Origin of the sequence: Streptomyces fagopyri (assembly GCF_009498275.1) — a bacterium.
Lineage (GTDB): Bacteria > Actinomycetota > Actinomycetes > Streptomycetales > Streptomycetaceae > Streptomyces > Streptomyces fagopyri.
Map to the genome: position 1 here is coordinate 6,638,052 of NZ_CP045643.1, position 16,275 is coordinate 6,654,326.

Sequence of the window (16,275 nt, forward strand, 5' to 3'; positions counted from 1 at the left end):
CGCGTGGATAAAGTGCCGGATATGGGTCATTGGTTGCACCGGAACATCATCGAGCCGGGGAAACTACCGCTGTTGCTGGCGCTCGGCTCCTTCGTGCTGACCTTTGTGATCACCCGTGTCGTCGTCCGGCTCATCCGCGCGGGCAAGGGGCCGTTCGGCAACGTGAGGGCGGGCGGACTGCACATCCATCACGTGGTCCCCGGTGTCGTCCTGACGGTGATCGGCGGCTTCGGCGCGGTGGCCAGCGTCCGGCCGGGCTTCGGCGCCTCCGTGTTCGCCGTGGTGTTCGGGATGGGCGCGGGGCTCGTACTGGACGAGTTCGCGCTGATCCTGCACCTGGACGACGTGTACTGGACGGAGGAGGGCCGCAAGAGTGTCGAGGTCGTGCTGATCACGGCGGCCCTGGTCGGGCTCGTGCTCGGGGGGTTCCTGCCGTTCGGCGTCAACGACCTGAGCCAGGAGGAAGTGCAGGACCGCGGCGGCGTCATCCTCAGCGTCGCAGTGAACTTCCTCTTCGCCCTGCTCGCCCTCGGCAAGGGCAAGGCCCGGATGGCGATCTTCGGCGTGATCGTCCCGTTCCTCGCCCTGATCGGAGCGGTCCGGCTGGCCCGGCCCGCCTCGCCGTGGGCCCGGCGCTTCTACCGCCGGCGGCCGCGTGCGCGGGCCAGGTCGATGCTGCGCGCCTACCACCACGACCGTCGCTGGGCGGGCCCGCGCCGCAGACTTCAGGACATGATCGGCGGGAAACCGGATCCCCTTCCGGCGCGGCTGCCGCCCGGACGCCGGTGACGCCGGCGGCGACGACGGCGGCGGTGGCGCAGCGCGGAGATCCCGCAGAGCACGAGGGCGGCGGCGAGCGCGGCGATGTGCTCGCGGCCCGCCAGGTTCCCCTTGAGCGTCACCTCGACGGCCATCGCCGCGATCACCACCGCCGCCGTCCCGTAGGCGCGATAGCGCCAGGCCACGAAGACGGCGAGGCCGACCACGGCCGCGGAGGGCCCGGTGTCCACGATCCGCGCGTCCGTCGCGGGCAGCCCCAGCGGGTGGTCCGGGCCGAGCGCGACCGCGATACGCGCGTAGAGCGTGCCGGCCAGGGTGGCGGCGTACGCGATGACGAGCATCCGCCACCAGCCCAGGCAGATCTCGGCGATCCCGAACACCACGAGGATCTGGATCAGCGCGCCCCACACCGGCAGGTCGAGGGCCGGTACGAAGAGCGACAGCGGAGTGCGCAGCAGAGCGAGCCCGAGCGGTACGTCGGCCCGGACGGAGCCGAGGTCCTGGACGGGCCGGTAGCCCCAGGACCTGTTCTGCGCGAACTGGAGGAGAGCCGTCAGGAGGACGGCCCCGAGCGTCACGGGGATCGCGCGCAGGCGCCTTGCCTCCAGGGCCCTGCGCACGGTGACGAACAGCGGTCCCCATTCCGCGCGGGCCAGGCGGGCGAGTGTGTTCATCTATGCGACTCGAGGTGCTTGCGGTGCAGCCACTTCGGCAGCCCCGGAGCCTCCAGGAACCCTTCCGCGCGGGCGGACGCGACACCGATGCGCAGCAGGTCCGCGCTCTTCTCGAAGAGCAGGAACCGGGGCTCCCAGATCGGCCGGTACTTGGCGTTGGCGCGGTAGAGCGACTCGATCTGCCACCAGCGGGAGAAGAAACTCAGCAGGGAGCGCCACAGGCGCAGCACCGGGCCCGCGCCCAGTCGCGCGCCACGCTCGAAGACGGAACGGAACATGGCGAAGTTGAGCGAGACCTGGGTGATGCCGATGTCCCGGGCGCGGCGCAGGAGTTCGATCACCATGAACTCCATCAGCCCGTTCTCCGAGTCGCGGTCGCGCCGCATGAGGTCGAGGGAGAGCCCCTGCGGGCCCCAGGGCACGAAGGACAGCAGTGCCCTCAACTCGCCTTTTCCGTCCGTGCATTCGAGCATCACGCACTGTCCGTCGTCGGGGTCGCCGAGCCGTCCGAGGGCCATGCTGAATCCGCGTTCGGTGGCCCCGTCCCGCCAGTCGTCGGCGCGCTCCAGGAGGTACGCCATCTCGTCGGCCGGGATGTCGTCGTGGCGGCGGATGCGCACCCGGTACCCGGCTCGCCTGACACGGTTGTAGGCCTGCCGGACGGTGCGCATGGCGCGTCCCTCGAGGGTGAACTCGGCGGTCTCCACGATGGCTTCGTCGCCCAGTTCCAGGGCGTCGAGGCCGTGCCGGGAGTAGATGGTCCCGGCCTCCTCGCTCGCGCCCATCACCGCCGGGATCCAGCCGTGCGCGCGGGCCTCGGCGAGCCAGGGCTCGATGGCGCCGGGCCACGCCTCCGGATCGCCCAGGGGGTCGCCGGAGGCCAGTGAGACCCCGCCGACGACCCGGTACGCCACCGCGGCCTTGCCGGTCGGCGACCAGACCACGCTCTTCTCCCGGCGCAGCGCGAAGTAGCCCAGCGAGTCCCGGTCGCCGTTCTTGTCGAGCAGGACCCGCAGCCGCTTCTCGTCGTCCTCGGTGAGCGGGTCGACGGCGCGGCGGGAACGGAAGGCCGCGTAGAAGACGGCGAGGACCAGCAGGGTGCTGAGGACGTTGATGGTGACGTTGACCCAGTTGGCGATCCGCAGTCCGTGGAAGCGGGAGTCGTTGGCGGCGACCGAGACGAGCCGCAGGGTGCCGTAGCGCCAGCGTTCCGGGAAGGTGGAACGGGACGCGTCGTGCGCGCTGTTGGTGACCGTCACCAGCAGCGCGGCGAGCAGCGAGCAGACAAGCAGACCGCCGGTGGCGACGGCCGCGGCGAGCTTCGGGTTCGAGCGGTCGCCCTTCGCGTAGAACTCGCGGCGGCCCACGACGAGCGACGCGACGAACGCCGCGGTCAGCGCGAGCGAGATCCAGTTCTGGGTGTACCGGCGGATCTCCGGGAACGCCATCGCGACGGCGAACAGCAGCAGGAAGAGGCCGCTGAGTACGAAGTTGAGGATCCACGCGGCCCGCTTGCGCCGGCGTGTGGTGATGGCGAGGAACATCGTGAACACGCCCGAGGCGAATCCTGCCGTCAGCAGGTACGGGGTGAAGAGGTTCTCGGTGTTGTGGCGCCGCACGTCCTGGCCGAGCGTCACCCACGCGGCGCTCAGGAAGTTGATGAACGTGACCGCTCGCAGGTACCAGACGGTGAAGCCGGCGGCTCTGCGCGAGGCCCCGGTGGACCCGCGGTCCCCTTCGCCCTGACGGGCCGGGGTCCGCTCCCGCTCGGCGGCAATTCGGGCATCTCCCATAATGCGCGATGATATGGGGCGGTGTGCTCCGCGCGGGGGAAGGGCGGTACGGGGGGTTGTCGCGGGGTGGGTGGGGTGGTTCGGCGGGATGGTTCGGCCGACGGCCGGTGGGGGCCGTCGGCGTGGCCCGCCGTTCGCCTGGGGGATGGGTGGTTCGGCTGGTGGCCGTGGGGTCTGGTCGCGCGGTTCCCCGTGCCCCTGGAGGGTGGGCTGTCGGTGGGCGAGGTCGTTCGGCCGACGGCCGGTGGGGGCCGTCGGCGTGGCCCGCCGTTCGCCTGGGGGATGGGTGGTTCGGCTGGTGGCCGTGGGGTCTGGTCGCGCGGTTCCCCGTGCCCCTGGAGGGTGGGCTGTCGGTGGGCGAGGTCGTTCGGCCGACGGCCGGTGGGGGCCGTCGGCGTGGCCCGCCGTACACCTGGAGGGGGCTGCCGGTGGGCGGAGTTGTCCGGTCGACGGTGTCGTCGGCGTGGCCCGCCGTGCCTGTGGGTGGAGCGGAGCAGTGGGGCGACCTGGCTCGGTCGACGGTCTGGCGGGGCTGTCGGCGTGGTTCGCCGTGCCCCTCAGGGGTGGGCGGTCGAGGGGCCTGTGGGCCCCTTGAGGGTCACTCCTCGCCGACGGGCTCGGGCTCGGGCTCGGGGTCCAGCTCGGGCTCGGGGGTGGGCTCGGGCCGTACCGGAATCTCCGCGGCCAGCGCGGCCGCGGCCTGGACGAGGGGGAGGGCCAGCAGCGCGCCCGCGCCCTCGCCGACCGTGACGCCGTGGTCGAGCAGCGGTTCGAGCGCCATCCGGTCCAGTGCCTTCGCCTGGGCCGGCTCCCCGCTCTTCTGCCCGGCCAGCCACCAGTCCGGCGCCCGGAAGGCGACCCGCTGGCCGACGAGGGCGCACGCGGCCGCGACCATCCCGTCGAGGACGACCGGCATCTTCCGCACCGCGCTCTGCAGCAGGAACCCGGTCATCGCGGCGAGATCCGCCCCGCCGACCACCGCGAGCAGCTGCAGCTGATCCCCGAGCACGGGCCGCGCCCGCCGCAGCGCGTCCCGCACGGCGGCGCACTTGCGCATCCACGCGAGGTCGTCGATGGCCTGCCCGCCCCGCCCGGTGACCACGGACGCGTCGGTCCCGCACAGCGCCGCGACCAGCACGGCCGCCGCGGTGGTCCCGCCGACGCTCACATCGCCGAGCACCACCAGATCCGTACCGGAGTCCGCCTCCTCGTCGGCGACGGCGACACCCGCGCGGAACGCGGCCTCGGCCTCCTCCGCGGTCAGCGCGTCCTCGACGTCGATGCGCCCCGAGCCGCGCCGCACCCGGTGCCGTACGACCTCGGCGGGCAGCTCGGCGGGGTCGCAGTCCAGCGCCATGTCGACCACGCGGACGGGGACACCGAGCCGGCGTGCCAGCACCGCGGCCGGGCTCGCGCCCTCCAGAACCGCCCGCACCAACCGGTCGGCGGTACCCGCGGGCCGCGCGGACACACCGAGCCCGGCGATCCCGTGATCCCCCGCGAACAGCACCACGCGCGGACGCTCGATCGGCCGCACGGGCACCGCGCCCTGTGCCGCGGCCAGCCACTCACCGAGATCGTCGAGGCGGCCCAGCGCCCCGGGCGGCACGATCTGGCGCTCCCGGCGCGCCTCGGCGTCGCGGCGCACCCCTCCGTCGGGGCGCTCGATCAGATCGGTGAAGTCGTCGAGATTAAGCGAGCTCATTCGCCGAACAGTACCGGCAGCGATCGAACACGTCCGCGCCACGTCGCTGCGCCCCGGAACGCCATCCGCTACGTACCTTTTGTATTGGATTGTCGTATGCCCGGTCAGTCGCCCCGCCGCCCCTCCCAGGAGCGCCCATGCCCCCCACGCCGCCCCCGACCGACGACCACCGCGCCGCGTACGCGGCCGAACTCGCCCGGGGCACCGACCGGTTCCACGAGCCGCGCCGGGAGGACTGCCCCTGGTGCGGCTCGAACCGGCTGCGCACCCGGCTGCGTACGCCGGACCTCGTCCAGCGCAAGCCCGGCACGTTCGTCGTCGACGAGTGCGGGGACTGCGCCCACGCCTTCCAGAACCCGCGGCTCACCGCGGAGGGCCTGGCCTTCTACCAGCGGGACTTCCACGAGACGCTCGACAGCGTCACCGACCGGCTGCTCGGCGCCCGCGGCAGCAGCGGCCGGCACCGCGCCGCCGCCCGCGCGCTGCTGCCGTACGCCGAACCGGAGAGCTGGCTCGACGTCGGCACCGGGCACGGATATTTCCCGGCCGCCGCCAAGGAGGTCCACCCCTACACCTCCTTCGACGGGCTCGACGCCACCCGGCGCGTCGAGAAGGCGAGGGCGGCCGGGCGGGTCGAGGAGGCCCATCGCGGCCGGCTCGGCGACCCCCGGATCACCGCCCGGCTGCGTGCCCGCTACGACGTCGTCAGCATGTTCCACCATCTGGAGCACACCCCCGACCCGCGCGAGGAACTGCGCGCCGCGCTGGTGGCCCTGCGCCCCGGCGGACACCTCCTCGTCGAAGTCCCCGACCCCGACTGCGCGTTCGGCGCGCTGCTGGGCAAGTGGTGGGTGTCCTACGGGCAGCCGCGCCACCTGCACCTCATGCCGCTGCCCAACCTGCTCGGCGAACTGGAGTCGCTGGGCTGCGAGATCGTCACGACGGACCGCCGCGAACCGCACATCCCGTACGACCTCGCGGGTGCCCTCGCGCTCGCCCTCGGGCGGGTCCTGCCCGATCTCGACGCCCCCTGGCGCCCGGCGCCGCCGACCTCGACGCGGCGCCGGCTGCACACCGTCCTGACCGCGGCGGCGGCCCCGCTGCTCGCCTCCGCCTCCGCCCTCGACCACGCCTTCGCGCCCCTCCTGCGGCGCACCCGCTTCTCGAACGCGTACCGGATCATCGCCCGCAGCCGGGCGTGAGCCGGGGCCGGCACCGCGATCAGCCCCGCAGGGACAGCGCCTGCCCCGCCACCACCAGCAGCAGATGCTCGCACTCCGCGCCGAACCCCGCGTTCAGACGCCCGAGTTCGTCGCGGTAGCGGCGCCCGGAAGCGGTGGCCGGGACGATTCCGGACCCGACCTCGTTGGAGACGGCGACCAGCGTGCGGCGGGTGGCGCGGACGGCGGCCGTGAGCTCCTCGACCCGGGCGCGCAGCGCGCGTTCGCCGCCGCCGGCCCACTCCGCGTCGTCCCAGGCGTTCACGGAGTCCATCGCGTCCGTCAGCCACAGCGAGAGGCAGTCGACGAGGAGCGGCGGCCCCTCCTCCGCCAGCAGCGGCACCAGGTCGCAGGTCTCGGTGGTGCGCCACGAGCCCGGGCGCCGCTCGCGGTGCGCGCTCACCCGGGACGCCCACTCGTTGTCCCCGCTCCGGGTGCCGCCCGTCGCCACGTACAGCACGTTCGGGAAGGACTCCAGCCGGCGTTCGGCCTCGACGGACTTGCCGGAGCGCGCGCCGCCGAGCACCAGGGTGCGCCGCGGCACGTCCGGTACGTCCTCGTACACGCCGACGTCCAGCGTCGTCCCGTCCGGCACCGCGCGGGCGCCCGCCGCCGCGAGCCGTCGCCGCAGCTCGGGGCCCGGCGGCACCTCGTGGTCGAGGTGCACCGCGATCACGTCCGTCGTGGGCCCGACGGCGCCCACCGCCCGCAGCCTCGCCAGCGCGTCCGGCCGCCCCACCACGTCGGCGGCCACCATGGCGTACGAGCCGCCGTCGTCGTCGAGTCCGGCGGGGGCCGCGCCCGGCGGCAGATAGAGCAGCCGCTGCCCGTCCGGACCGGTCACGGCGTACCCGGTGCCCGGCGCGTCCATCGGCACCGCCCGCACCCGGTGCCCGGTCAGCAGGGTCAACTCGCTGCCGTCCGGAACCCGCACGGGCTGCGGCAGCCCCGCCGGCACCTCGACGGCGGGCCCGTCGTGCGGATGCGAGAGCAGCACCTGCCGTACGCCGCCGAGCGTGTGCCCGGCGCGCGCGGCCGCGAACGCCGCGCCGGGCGTCAGATCGAGCAGCAGCGTGCCGTCCACGAGCAGCGCGGTGGCCGCCCGCGCGTCCTCGCCGAGCGCGGTCGCGCAGGACGAGCAGGGGCAGGCGGGGCGGGGCAGGCCCTCAGGGGCGCCGGTGCCGAGCAGAGTCAGTTCCACGGGGATGATTTTTCCGTGTCCCCGCAGGTCTTGCGCGCCCGGCTAGGCTTCGGACGGGAGCCGGATCTTGTCGGGCTCCCGCTGTGCAGTGTGCTCATACCTGGGAGGCGTACATGGCGGCATGGACGTGGCGGTTCGAGAAGTCCGACGGGACAGAGGTCCAACCCGCGGTGGAGCCCGAGGAGTTCACCACGCAGGGGGACGCGGAGTCCTGGATCGGCGAGGTGTGGAAGGACCTCCTGGCGGGCGGCGCCGACCAGGTGTTCCTCTTCGAGGACAGCACGCAGATCTACGGGCCGATGAGCCTGCACGCCGAGCCGGAGTAGGCCGGTAGAGGTCGCCGGGGCCACCGGAAGGCTCCGGCGGCCCGTCCGTGCCCTCAGCCCCGTACGTGCCCTCAGCCCCGTACGCCGCACAGGTGCAGCAGCGCCGCCACCTGACGGTAGGGGTCGGTCCGCCCGGCCCGCTCCTCCGCGGCCAGCAGACTCTCCACGTCGTCGGGGACGGGTGCCCCGTCCGGCGCGCCGTCCGTGAACACCCGCACGCCATACCACGCGTGCAACGGCGCCCCGATCCCCGCCAGCGTCGACGTCAGCGTGGCGAGCCGGTCGGCGCGGACGGCGAGCCCGAGCCGGTTGACGTACGCGTCGGACTCGAACGCGGCCAGTGCCGACGTCCAGTCCCCGGCCAGCCCCGGCCGCAGGGCCAGCGCGTCGGCGTTGCGCACCAGCAGCGAGAGCAGTCCGCCCGGGGCCAGCATCCGCGCCAGGCCCGCGACCAGCGGGTCCGGCTCCTCGACGTACATCAGTACGCCGTGGCACAGCACCACGTCGAAACTGCCGGGCAGGAAGTGGACCCCGGTGTCCCGGCCGTCGCCCTCGATGAGGCGCACCCGGCCCTGGATGCCCTCGGGTTCGGCGGCCAGCGCCTGCCGGGCCACGGAGAGCATCCGCCCGTCCTGCTCCAGGCCGGTCACCTGATGCCCGGCGCGGGCCAGCCGCAGCGCCTGCGTGCCCTGGCCCATCCCGACGTCGAGCACCCGCAGCCGCTGCCCGACCGGGAACCGCGCGGCTATCTGCTCGTCGAGCTGCCGGGCCACCAGCTCCTGCCGTACGACATCACGCAGCGCGCCCAGCTTGCTCAGCCAGGCGTCCGCCGCGTCTCCGGAGAAGGATGTCGCGCTCAGGGCCGCTCTCCGCGCTTGACCTGCGGCTTCGGCAGCCGGAGTCGACGCATCTGGAGGGTACGCATCAGCGCGTAGGGAACCGCGCCCTTCTTGGGCAGGTCCGGGAAGCGCGTGGTGAGCTGCTTCTTCAGCCGGATCGCGATGCCGATCGAGTCGACCACGATCATGACGATCACGACCAGCCACAGCAGCAGCGCGATGTTCTGCAGCGAGCCCACCCGCACCATGCTCAGGACGAGAATGACCACGGCCATCGGCAGGAAGAACTCTGCGATGCAGAAACGCGAGTCCACGAAGTCGCGCGCGAACTTCCGCACCTGCCCCTTGTCACGGGCGGGCAGATAGCGCTCGTCGCCGCTGGCCAGGGCCTGGCGCTGCTTCTCCAGCTGGACACGGCGATCGTCACGCTGGCGCTTGGCGGCCTCCTTGCGCGTCGACGGCGTCTGGGCGACGCTGCGACGCTGGGTCTGGGCCTCACTGCGCTTGGGCGTGGGGCGGCCCTTGGGGGCCTGCGGGTCACGGGTCTGCTTGGAGTCGGTCACCTGCGCCTTGTCGGCGGGGGCCTTCTCATCCTTGGCACGGCTACGGAACACAAAACCCAAGGGTACGGGGTGCGGCGGCATGGACGTCGTCGGAGTGGGGAACGATCCGGCAACGCCGTGCGTCTGTAGGGGGACACAGGGGACGTTGTTCGCGGGGGGACGCGAAGGGGACAAGGGGGTCACCCCGGGTTCCACCTACTCCCTACGCCGGAGCGGCACCGTACGCAGTCGTCCTTGGGGATGAGCGCATCCGTCCCCGAACAGTGCGGTAATGGATGCAGGGCCCGTACTGTGGGTTCTGTTGCAGTACCTGGAGCCGGAGTCCGTCAGAAGGGGGCGCGCGAAGCCCATGAGCGGTGTCATGAAGCGTATGGGGATGATCTTCCGCGCGAAGGCGAACAAGGCCCTTGACCGGGCCGAGGACCCGCGCGAAACCCTCGATTACTCGTACCAGAAGCAGCTGGAGCTGCTCCAGAAGGTGCGCCGCGGCGTCGCCGACGTCGCGACCTCCCGCAAGCGGCTGGAACTGCAGCTCAACCAGCTCCAGGGCCAGTCCACCAAGCTGGAGGACCAGGGCCGCAAGGCGCTCGCGCTCGGCCGGGAGGACCTGGCCCGCGAGGCGCTCTCCCGCCGCGCCGCGCTCCAGCAGCAGGTGACGGACCTGGAGACGCAGCACCAGACCCTCCAGGGCGAGGAGGAGAAGCTCACCCTCGCGGCCCAGCGTCTGCAGGCCAAGGTCGACGCCTTCCGCACCAAGAAGGAGACCATCAAGGCCACGTACACCGCGGCCCAGGCGCAGACCCGGATCGGCGAGGCCTTCTCCGGCATCTCCGAGGAGATGGGCGACGTCGGGATGGCCATCCAGCGCGCCGAGGACAAGACCGCGCAGCTGCAGGCCCGCGCGGGTGCCATCGACGAGCTGCTCGCCTCCGGCGCCCTCGACGACCAGTCCGGGCTCGCCAAGGACGACATCCAGAGCGAGCTGGACCGGCTCTCCGGTGGTACGGATGTGGAACTGGAGCTGCAGCGCATGAAGGCCGAGCTGGCCGGCGGCTCCTCGCAGCAGGCGATCGAGGGCGGCACGGGACAGGGCCAGACCGGGTCCCAGCCGCAGGACACCCCGCGCTTCGACAAGCAGTAGCAGCAGCGGCGACCGACCGGGTCCCACGCCTTAGGAGGGCGACATGATCGTACGGATCATGGGGGAGGGGCAGGTGAGGCTGGACGACGGCCACCTCACCGAGCTGAACAAGCTGGACGACGAGCTTCTCGCCGAGGTGGAGGGCGGTGACGAGGCCGGCTTCCGGCGCACCCTCGCCGCGCTTCTCGACGCGGTCCACCGTCTGGGCGCTCCGCTTCCCGACGACGCGCTGGAACCCTCGGGGCTGATCCTCCCGTCCCCGGACGCCACGCTCGCGGAGGTCCGCGACATGCTCGACGGGGACGGTCTGATCCCCGGCTGAGGGTTCCTTCGCCCCCGCCGCCCCTACCCGACCCATCCGTCCCGGGCTCCGCCCCCAGAACCCCGGTCGGCCTTACGGGCCTTGCCCTCAATCGCCGGACGGGGTGATGGTGCGGGCCTGTGCTGAAAAGCCGACGCCCAGGGCGGGTATTTCAGCCCGTCCGGCCTGTGAGGACGAGCCCTTCGGGCGAGCGGGGGTCCAGGGGGCGCGGCCCCTTGACGGGGGTCTGGGGCGGAGATCCAAGGCGGACAGCCACGACGAAGCCGAAGAACCCGGGGTACGTGGGCAACCGTTCCGCCCCCTGCAAGGTCCCCGTACCGTGAACGGAGTGAGCACCCTAGAGCGCACGAAGTGCAGACTCCGCGCGCACCCGATGGCCCTCGACGCCGCCCTGGCGACCGGCGTACTCGTGACCATGATGGCCGGCTCCTTCGTGGACCCGCACGGCGGCCACGGAGCGAGCTGGGGCGCCCGCACCCCCAGTGTCCTCAGCCTCACCCTGATGGTGCTCGGCGCGGCGGCCCTGGTGTTCCGCCGCCGCGCGCCCCTCCCGGTCCTCGCCGCGACCGGCGCCCTCTCCGTCGTGGAACTGGTCGCGAGCGACCCCCGTGCCCCGGTGGTGATGTCCGCCGTCGTCGCCCTGTACACCGTCGCGTCGGCCACGGACCGCCCCACCACCTGGCGCGTCGGGCTGCTCACGATGACCGTGCTCACCGCCTGCGCGATGCTCGCCGGCACCCTGCCGTGGTACGCGCAGGAGAACCTCGGCATCTTCGCCTGGACCGGCATGGCCGCCGCCGCGGGCGACGCCGTCCGCAGCCGCCGTGCCTTCGTGCACGCCATCCGTGAACGCGCCGAACGCGCGGAACGCACCCGCGAGGAGGAGGCCCGGCGCCGGGTCGCCGAGGAACGGCTGCGCATCGCCCGTGATCTGCACGACGTCGTCGCCCACCACATCGCCCTCGTCAACGTGCAGGCCGGAGTCGCCGCCCACGTGATGGACAAACGCCCGGACCAGGCCAAGGAGGCGCTGGCCCACGTACGGGAGGCCAGCCGCTCCGCCCTCAACGAGCTGCGCGCCACCGTGGGCCTGCTGCGCCAGTCCGGCGACCCCGAGGCCCCCACCGAGCCCGCCCCCGGTCTCGCCCGCCTCGACGAACTCGCCGACACCTTCCGCAACGCGGGGCTCCCCGTCGAAGTGGCCCGCGCCGACCAGGGCACCACCCTCCCCGCGGCGGTCGACCTCGCCGCCTACCGAGTCATCCAGGAAGCCCTCACCAATGTCCAGAAGCACGCGGGCCCCGGCGCGAAGGCCGAGGTCAGCGTCGTACGTGTGGGCCCGAACGTGGAAGTGACCGTCCTCGACAACGGTCCCGGGCAAGGCGACGGCCCGCAGGAGGGCGGCGGCCACGGGCTGCTCGGCATGCGCGAGCGGGTCGGCGCGCTCGGCGGTACCTGCTCGGCCGGTCCCCGGTACGGAGGCGGCTTCCGCGTCCATGCGATCCTTCCGGTCAAGACCCGCACGCCTGCCCTGGGGGACCCCGCATGACCATCCGTGTCCTGCTCGCCGACGACCAGGCGCTGCTGCGCAGCGCGTTCCGCGTCCTCGTCGACTCGGAGCCCGACATGGAGGTCGTGGGGGAGGCGTCCGACGGCGCCGAGGCGGTACGGCTCGCCCGGGAGGCGCGCGCCGACGTGGTGCTCATGGACATCCGGATGCCGGGGACCGACGGGCTCGCCGCCACCCGGCTGATCAGCGCGGATCCAGGACTCGCACAGGTACGGGTGGTCATGCTGACGACCTTCGAGGTCGACGAGTACGTGGTCCAGTCGCTGCGGGCCGGAGCCTCCGGGTTCCTCGGCAAGGGCGCCGAGCCGGACGAGCTGCTGAACGCCATCCGGATCGCGGCGGGCGGTGAGGCACTGCTGTCCCCGGCGGCCACCAAGGGACTGATCGCCAAGTTCCTCGCCCAGGGCGACGGCGCGGACGACGAGCGGGACCCCGGCCGCGCGGAGCGCCTGAACGCGCTCACCGGGCGTGAGCGCGAGGTGCTCGTCCAGGTCGCGGGCGGCCACTCCAACGACGAGATCGCCGAGCGGCTGGAGGTCAGCCCGCTGACGGTGAAGACGCATGTCAACCGGGCCATGGCCAAACTCGGCGCCCGCGACCGGGCACAGCTCGTCGTCATCGCGTACGAGTCGGGACTGGTACGTCCAAGGGTGGAGTGAACTTCACCGGGCCGTACTGCGCCCGCAGTAGGTTCCCCATAAGGAAATAGACCCAGGGGCGACGGATCGACGCCGCCCGATGGCTCAGGGTGGCAGGAGAGCGCTCACCTGTGCGGCGTGCCCCGCCGCACCGGCCGGACCGGCCGGACCGCCGGGGCACGTACGCGCTGTCCCGGCGGCCCGCCGTCACCACCCCGCGCCGTCCCCCTGCCGTCGAAGCCGACCACGCCCCACACCCCCGCCACGGAAAAGAGATCCCCCACCCATGTCCTGGCTGTCCAGATTCAGCCTCGCGCAACGGGCCCTCATCGGGCTGATGTCGATCGTCGCGCTCGCGTTCGGAGCGATCGCGATCCCCCAGCTCAAGCAGCAGCTGCTGCCCACCATCGAACTGCCCATGGTGTCCGTGCTCGCGCCGTACCAGGGTGCGTCTCCCGATGTGGTCGAGAAGCAGGTCGTCGAGCCCATCGAGGACACCCTCGAAGGCGTCGACGGCATCACCGGTGTCACCTCCACCGCCAGCGAGGGCAACGCCGTGATCAGGGCGTCCTTCGACTACGGCAACAACACCAAGCAGCTCGTCGCCGACGTCCAGCAGGCCGTCAACCGCGCCCGCGTCCGGCTTCCGGACGCCGTCGACCCGCAGGTCGTCGCGGGTTCGACGGACGACATCCCGACCGTGGTGCTCGCCGTCACGTCCGACAAGGACCAGCAGGCGCTGTCCGACCAGCTCGACCGCACGGTCGTGCCGGTGCTCAGGAGCATCGACGGCGTCGGCCAGGTGACGGTGGACGGCGTACGGGACCTCCAGGTCACCGTGGTGCCGGACGAAGACAAAATGGCGGCCGCCGGGCTCACCCCGGCCGCTCTGGGGCAGGCACTGCAGGCGGGCGGAGCGACCGTCCCGGCCGGCTCCTTCGACGAGGGCGGCAACAACCGGACCGTGCAGGTGGGCGGCGGCTTCACCTCGCTGCGGCAGGTCCAGGACCTGATGGTCACCGGCGGCCAGGGCAAGAAGCCGGTGCGGCTGTCCTCCGTCGCGACGGTCGAGCAGGAGCCGTCGAAGGCCGACTCCCTCACCCGCACGGACGGCCGGCCGAGCCTCGCCGTGAACGTCACCATGGACCACGACGGCAGCGCGGTCGCCATCTCCGACGCCGTCAAGGACAAGCTCCCCGGCATGCGCAAGGACCTGGGCACCGGGTCGACGATCACCGTCGTCAGCGACCAGGGCCCGGCCGTGTCCAAGTCGATCAAGGGTCTGACCACCGAGGGCGGGCTGGGCCTGCTCTTCGCGGTCCTGGTCATCCTGGTCTTCCTCGCGTCGGTCCGCTCGACGCTCGTCACCGCGGTGTCCATCCCGCTGTCGGTGGTGCTGGCGCTGATCGTGCTCTGGACCCGTGACCTGTCGCTCAACATGCTCACGCTCGGCGCGCTGACCATCGCGATCGGCCGGGTCGTCGACGACTCGATCGTCGTCCTGGAGAACATCAAGCGGCACCTCGGGTACGGCGAGGAGCGTGAGGAGGCCATCCTCAAGGCGGTGCGCGAGGTGGCGGGCGCGGTCACGTCCTCGACCCTCACCACGGTCGCCGTCTTCCTGCCCATCGGTCTCACCGGCGGCATGGTGGGCGAGCTGTTCGGCTCCTTCAGCCTGACGGTCACGGCGGCGCTGCTGGCGTCCCTGATCGTCTCCCTGACGGTCGTCCCGGTTCTGTCGTACTGGTTCCTGCGTCCCCCCAAGGACATGCCGGCGGACGCCGAGGAGGCACGCCGCACGGCCGAGGAGAAGGAGGCGCGCAGCCGTCTGCAGCGCGTCTACGTCCCCGTCCTGCGCTTCGCCACCCGCCGCCGTCTGACCAGCGTGGCGATCGCGGCGGTCGTCCTGGTCGGCACCTTCGGCATGGCACCGCTGCTGAAGACGAACTTCTTCGACCAGGGCGAGCAGAAGGTGCTCACCCTCAAGCAGGAACTGAAGCCGGGCGCCAGCCTGGCGGCGACCGACGCGCAGGCGAAGAAGGTCGAGCGGATGCTCGACGGCGTCAAGGGCGTCAAGGACTACCAGGTCACGGTCGGCTCGTCCGGTTTCCTGGCCGCGTTCGGTGGCGGCACGGACACCAACCAGGCCTCGTACCAGGTCATGCTGGAGGACTCGGCGTCCGCCGGCGACGTCCAGAACCGTATCGAGGACGGACTCGGCAAGCTCTCCGGCATCGGTACGACGACGGTCGCGGCCGGCGACGGGTTCGGCAACCAGGACCTCAGCGTGGTCGTGAAGGCGGCCGACGCGGGCACCCTGCGCGAGGCGGCGGAGCAGGTGCGCGCCGAGGTCGCGAAGCTCGACGACGTCACGGACGTGACCAGCGACCTGGCGCAGAGCGTTCCGCGCATCTCGGTCAAGGCCAACTCCAAGGCGGCGGCCGCCGGGTTCGACGACGCCACGCTCGGTGCCGCCGTCACCGAGGCGGTGCGCGGCACCACCAGCGGCAAGGCGATCCTGGACGGCAGTGAGCGGGACGTCGTCATCAGGTCGGCGAAGCCGGCCGAGTCGCTGGCCGGGCTCAGGGACCTGCGTCTCGGCGCGGTGAAGCTCGGTGACATCGCGGACGTGAAGCTGGTGGACGGCCCGGTCTCGATGACCCGGATCGACGGCCGGCGGGCCGCCACGATCACGGCGAAGCCGACCGGGGACAACACGGGCGCGGTCAGCTCGGCCCTCACCACGAAGCTGAACGCGCTGAAACTGCCGGCCGGGGCGACCGCCGAGATCGGCGGGGTCTCGCAGAACCAGGACGACGCGTTCAAGAACCTCGGCCTGGCGATGCTGGCGGCGATCGCGATCGTCTTCATGCTGCTGGTCGCGACCTTCCGCTCCCTGGTCCAGCCGCTGATCCTGCTCGTCTCGATCCCGTTCGCGGCGACGGGCGCGATCGGCCTGCTGGTCGTCACGGGTACCCCGATGGGTGTCCCGGCGATGATCGGCATGCTGATGCTCATCGGCATCGTGGTGACGAACGCGATCGTGCTGATCGACCTGATCAACCAGTACCGCCGACAGGGGTACGGAGTGGTCGAGGCCGTGGTGGAGGGCGGCCGTCACCGTCTCCGCCCGATCCTGATGACGGCGCTGGCGACGATCTTCGCGCTGCTCCCCATGGCGCTCGGTGTCACGGGTGAGGGCGGCTTCATCGCCCAGCCGCTGGCGGTGGTCGTCATCGGCGGCCTGATCAGCTCGACCCTGCTGACGCTCCTGCTGGTCCCGACGCTCTACGCGACGCTCGAACTCCGCAAGGAGCGGCGGGCGGGGAAGAAGGCGCAGAAGCGGGCGAAGAAGGCCGGAAACCCGCCGCAGGCGCCGTCCGTCGCGGACGAGGAGCCGGAACCGGCGCAGGTCTGAGTGCCTGACGGGCCGAGGGGCCGGCGCCTCTCGGCCCGGGGCTCCGGGACACGGAAACGGCTCGGGCCCGTCCGACACCCACGGT

Annotated in this window: 14 protein-coding genes; 8 read left to right on the forward strand and 6 right to left on the reverse strand. The window is 72.4% G+C overall.

The window, feature by feature from the left end:
* Nucleotides 1–21: 21 nt before the first annotated feature.
* The gene (locus tag GFH48_RS28630; RefSeq protein ID WP_153290992.1) at nt 22–789 is read left to right on the forward strand and encodes a hypothetical protein; all 768 of its coding nucleotides are present in this window, start codon (nt 22–24) and stop codon (nt 787–789) included.
* Here GFH48_RS28630 and GFH48_RS28635 read toward each other — a convergent pair.
* The 3 genes from GFH48_RS28635 to cobT all read right to left on the reverse strand — a co-directional run bounded on the left by GFH48_RS28635 (nt 726) and on the right by cobT (nt 4,952).
* Nucleotides 726–1,454 carry a hypothetical protein gene (locus GFH48_RS28635; protein WP_153290993.1) on the reverse strand — a complete coding sequence of 243 codons (729 nt, stop codon included), beginning with the start codon at nt 1,452–1,454 and terminating at the stop codon, nt 726–728. The two genes, GFH48_RS28630 and GFH48_RS28635, sit on opposite strands and share 64 nt — an antisense overlap.
* Nucleotides 1,451–3,247 (reverse strand): phosphatidylglycerol lysyltransferase domain-containing protein, encoded by a 1,797-nt coding sequence (locus GFH48_RS28640; protein ID WP_153290994.1) that lies wholly within the window; start codon nt 3,245–3,247, stop codon nt 1,451–1,453. The genes GFH48_RS28635 and GFH48_RS28640 overlap by 4 nt, the downstream gene beginning before the upstream one ends.
* Nucleotides 3,248–3,845: 598 nt before the next feature.
* Entirely contained in the window at nt 3,846–4,952 is a 1,107-nt protein-coding gene (gene cobT, locus GFH48_RS28645) for a nicotinate-nucleotide--dimethylbenzimidazole phosphoribosyltransferase (protein WP_153290995.1), read from the reverse strand.
* A gap of 137 nt (nt 4,953–5,089) precedes the next feature.
* Between cobT and GFH48_RS28650 the strand changes: the two genes are divergently transcribed.
* On the forward strand, nt 5,090–6,154 hold the full coding sequence (locus GFH48_RS28650) for a class I SAM-dependent methyltransferase (protein ID WP_153290996.1): 1,065 nt from the start codon (nt 5,090–5,092) through the stop codon (nt 6,152–6,154).
* Nucleotides 6,155–6,173: 19 nt separating this feature from the next.
* Here the strand turns inward: GFH48_RS28650 and GFH48_RS28655 are convergent, their stop codons facing one another.
* Nucleotides 6,174–7,373: a bifunctional adenosylcobinamide kinase/adenosylcobinamide-phosphate guanylyltransferase gene (locus tag GFH48_RS28655; protein WP_153290997.1), complete on the reverse strand. Its 1,200-nt coding sequence runs from the start codon at nt 7,371–7,373 to the stop codon at nt 6,174–6,176.
* Nucleotides 7,374–7,486: 113 nt separating this feature from the next.
* Between GFH48_RS28655 and GFH48_RS28660 the strand changes: the two genes are divergently transcribed.
* The gene (locus tag GFH48_RS28660; protein WP_148013643.1) at nt 7,487–7,699 is read left to right on the forward strand and encodes a hypothetical protein; all 213 of its coding nucleotides are present in this window, start codon (nt 7,487–7,489) and stop codon (nt 7,697–7,699) included.
* A gap of 71 nt (nt 7,700–7,770) precedes the next feature.
* Here GFH48_RS28660 and GFH48_RS28665 read toward each other — a convergent pair whose 3' ends face one another.
* Both GFH48_RS28665 and GFH48_RS28670 read right to left on the reverse strand, forming a co-directional pair.
* Complete coding sequence (locus GFH48_RS28665) at nt 7,771–8,472, reverse strand: class I SAM-dependent methyltransferase (protein ID WP_153290998.1); 702 nt, start codon at nt 8,470–8,472, stop codon at nt 7,771–7,773.
* Between the two features lie 83 nt (nt 8,473–8,555).
* Nucleotides 8,556–9,182 (reverse strand): DUF3043 domain-containing protein, encoded by a 627-nt coding sequence (locus GFH48_RS28670; RefSeq protein ID WP_153293161.1) that lies wholly within the window; start codon nt 9,180–9,182, stop codon nt 8,556–8,558.
* A 268-nt stretch (nt 9,183–9,450) separates the two neighbouring features.
* On the opposite strand from GFH48_RS28670, the gene GFH48_RS28675 reads away from it, so the two are divergent.
* From GFH48_RS28675 to GFH48_RS28695, 5 genes are all read left to right on the forward strand, one after another.
* Complete coding sequence (locus GFH48_RS28675) at nt 9,451–10,242, forward strand: PspA/IM30 family protein (RefSeq protein WP_153290999.1); 792 nt, start codon at nt 9,451–9,453, stop codon at nt 10,240–10,242.
* Between the two features lie 43 nt (nt 10,243–10,285).
* Entirely contained in the window at nt 10,286–10,564 is a 279-nt protein-coding gene (gene pspAA, locus GFH48_RS28680) for a PspA-associated protein PspAA (protein WP_153291000.1), read from the forward strand.
* Nucleotides 10,565–10,892: 328 nt separating this feature from the next.
* Nucleotides 10,893–12,113: a sensor histidine kinase gene (locus GFH48_RS28685; RefSeq protein ID WP_194280707.1), complete on the forward strand. Its 1,221-nt coding sequence runs from the start codon at nt 10,893–10,895 to the stop codon at nt 12,111–12,113.
* Nucleotides 12,110–12,793, forward strand: a complete 684-nt coding sequence (locus tag GFH48_RS28690; RefSeq protein ID WP_153291002.1) for a response regulator — start codon at nt 12,110–12,112, stop codon at nt 12,791–12,793. Before GFH48_RS28685 ends, GFH48_RS28690 begins: the two co-directional genes overlap by 4 nt.
* 265 nt (nt 12,794–13,058) lie before the next feature.
* Nucleotides 13,059–16,190 (forward strand): efflux RND transporter permease subunit, encoded by a 3,132-nt coding sequence (locus tag GFH48_RS28695; protein ID WP_153291003.1) that lies wholly within the window; start codon nt 13,059–13,061, stop codon nt 16,188–16,190.
* Nucleotides 16,191–16,275: the final 85 nt, after the last annotated feature.

Coding starts and splice junctions, on each gene's coding strand:
- GFH48_RS28630 (WP_153290992.1), top strand. CDS start 22: ATGGGTCATTGGTTGCACCGGAACATCATCGAGCCGGGGAAACTACCG.
- GFH48_RS28635 (WP_153290993.1), bottom strand. CDS start 1,454: ATGAACACACTCGCCCGCCTGGCCCGCGCGGAATGGGGACCGCTGTTC.
- GFH48_RS28640 (WP_153290994.1), bottom strand. CDS start 3,247: ATGGGAGATGCCCGAATTGCCGCCGAGCGGGAGCGGACCCCGGCCCGT.
- cobT (WP_153290995.1), bottom strand. CDS start 4,952: ATGAGCTCGCTTAATCTCGACGACTTCACCGATCTGATCGAGCGCCCC.
- GFH48_RS28650 (WP_153290996.1), top strand. CDS start 5,090: ATGCCCCCCACGCCGCCCCCGACCGACGACCACCGCGCCGCGTACGCG.
- GFH48_RS28660 (WP_148013643.1), top strand. CDS start 7,487: ATGGCGGCATGGACGTGGCGGTTCGAGAAGTCCGACGGGACAGAGGTC.
- GFH48_RS28670 (WP_153293161.1), bottom strand. CDS start 9,182: ATGCCGCCGCACCCCGTACCCTTGGGTTTTGTGTTCCGTAGCCGTGCC.
- GFH48_RS28675 (WP_153290999.1), top strand. CDS start 9,451: ATGAGCGGTGTCATGAAGCGTATGGGGATGATCTTCCGCGCGAAGGCG.
- pspAA (WP_153291000.1), top strand. CDS start 10,286: ATGATCGTACGGATCATGGGGGAGGGGCAGGTGAGGCTGGACGACGGC.
- GFH48_RS28690 (WP_153291002.1), top strand. CDS start 12,110: ATGACCATCCGTGTCCTGCTCGCCGACGACCAGGCGCTGCTGCGCAGC.
- GFH48_RS28695 (WP_153291003.1), top strand. CDS start 13,059: ATGTCCTGGCTGTCCAGATTCAGCCTCGCGCAACGGGCCCTCATCGGG.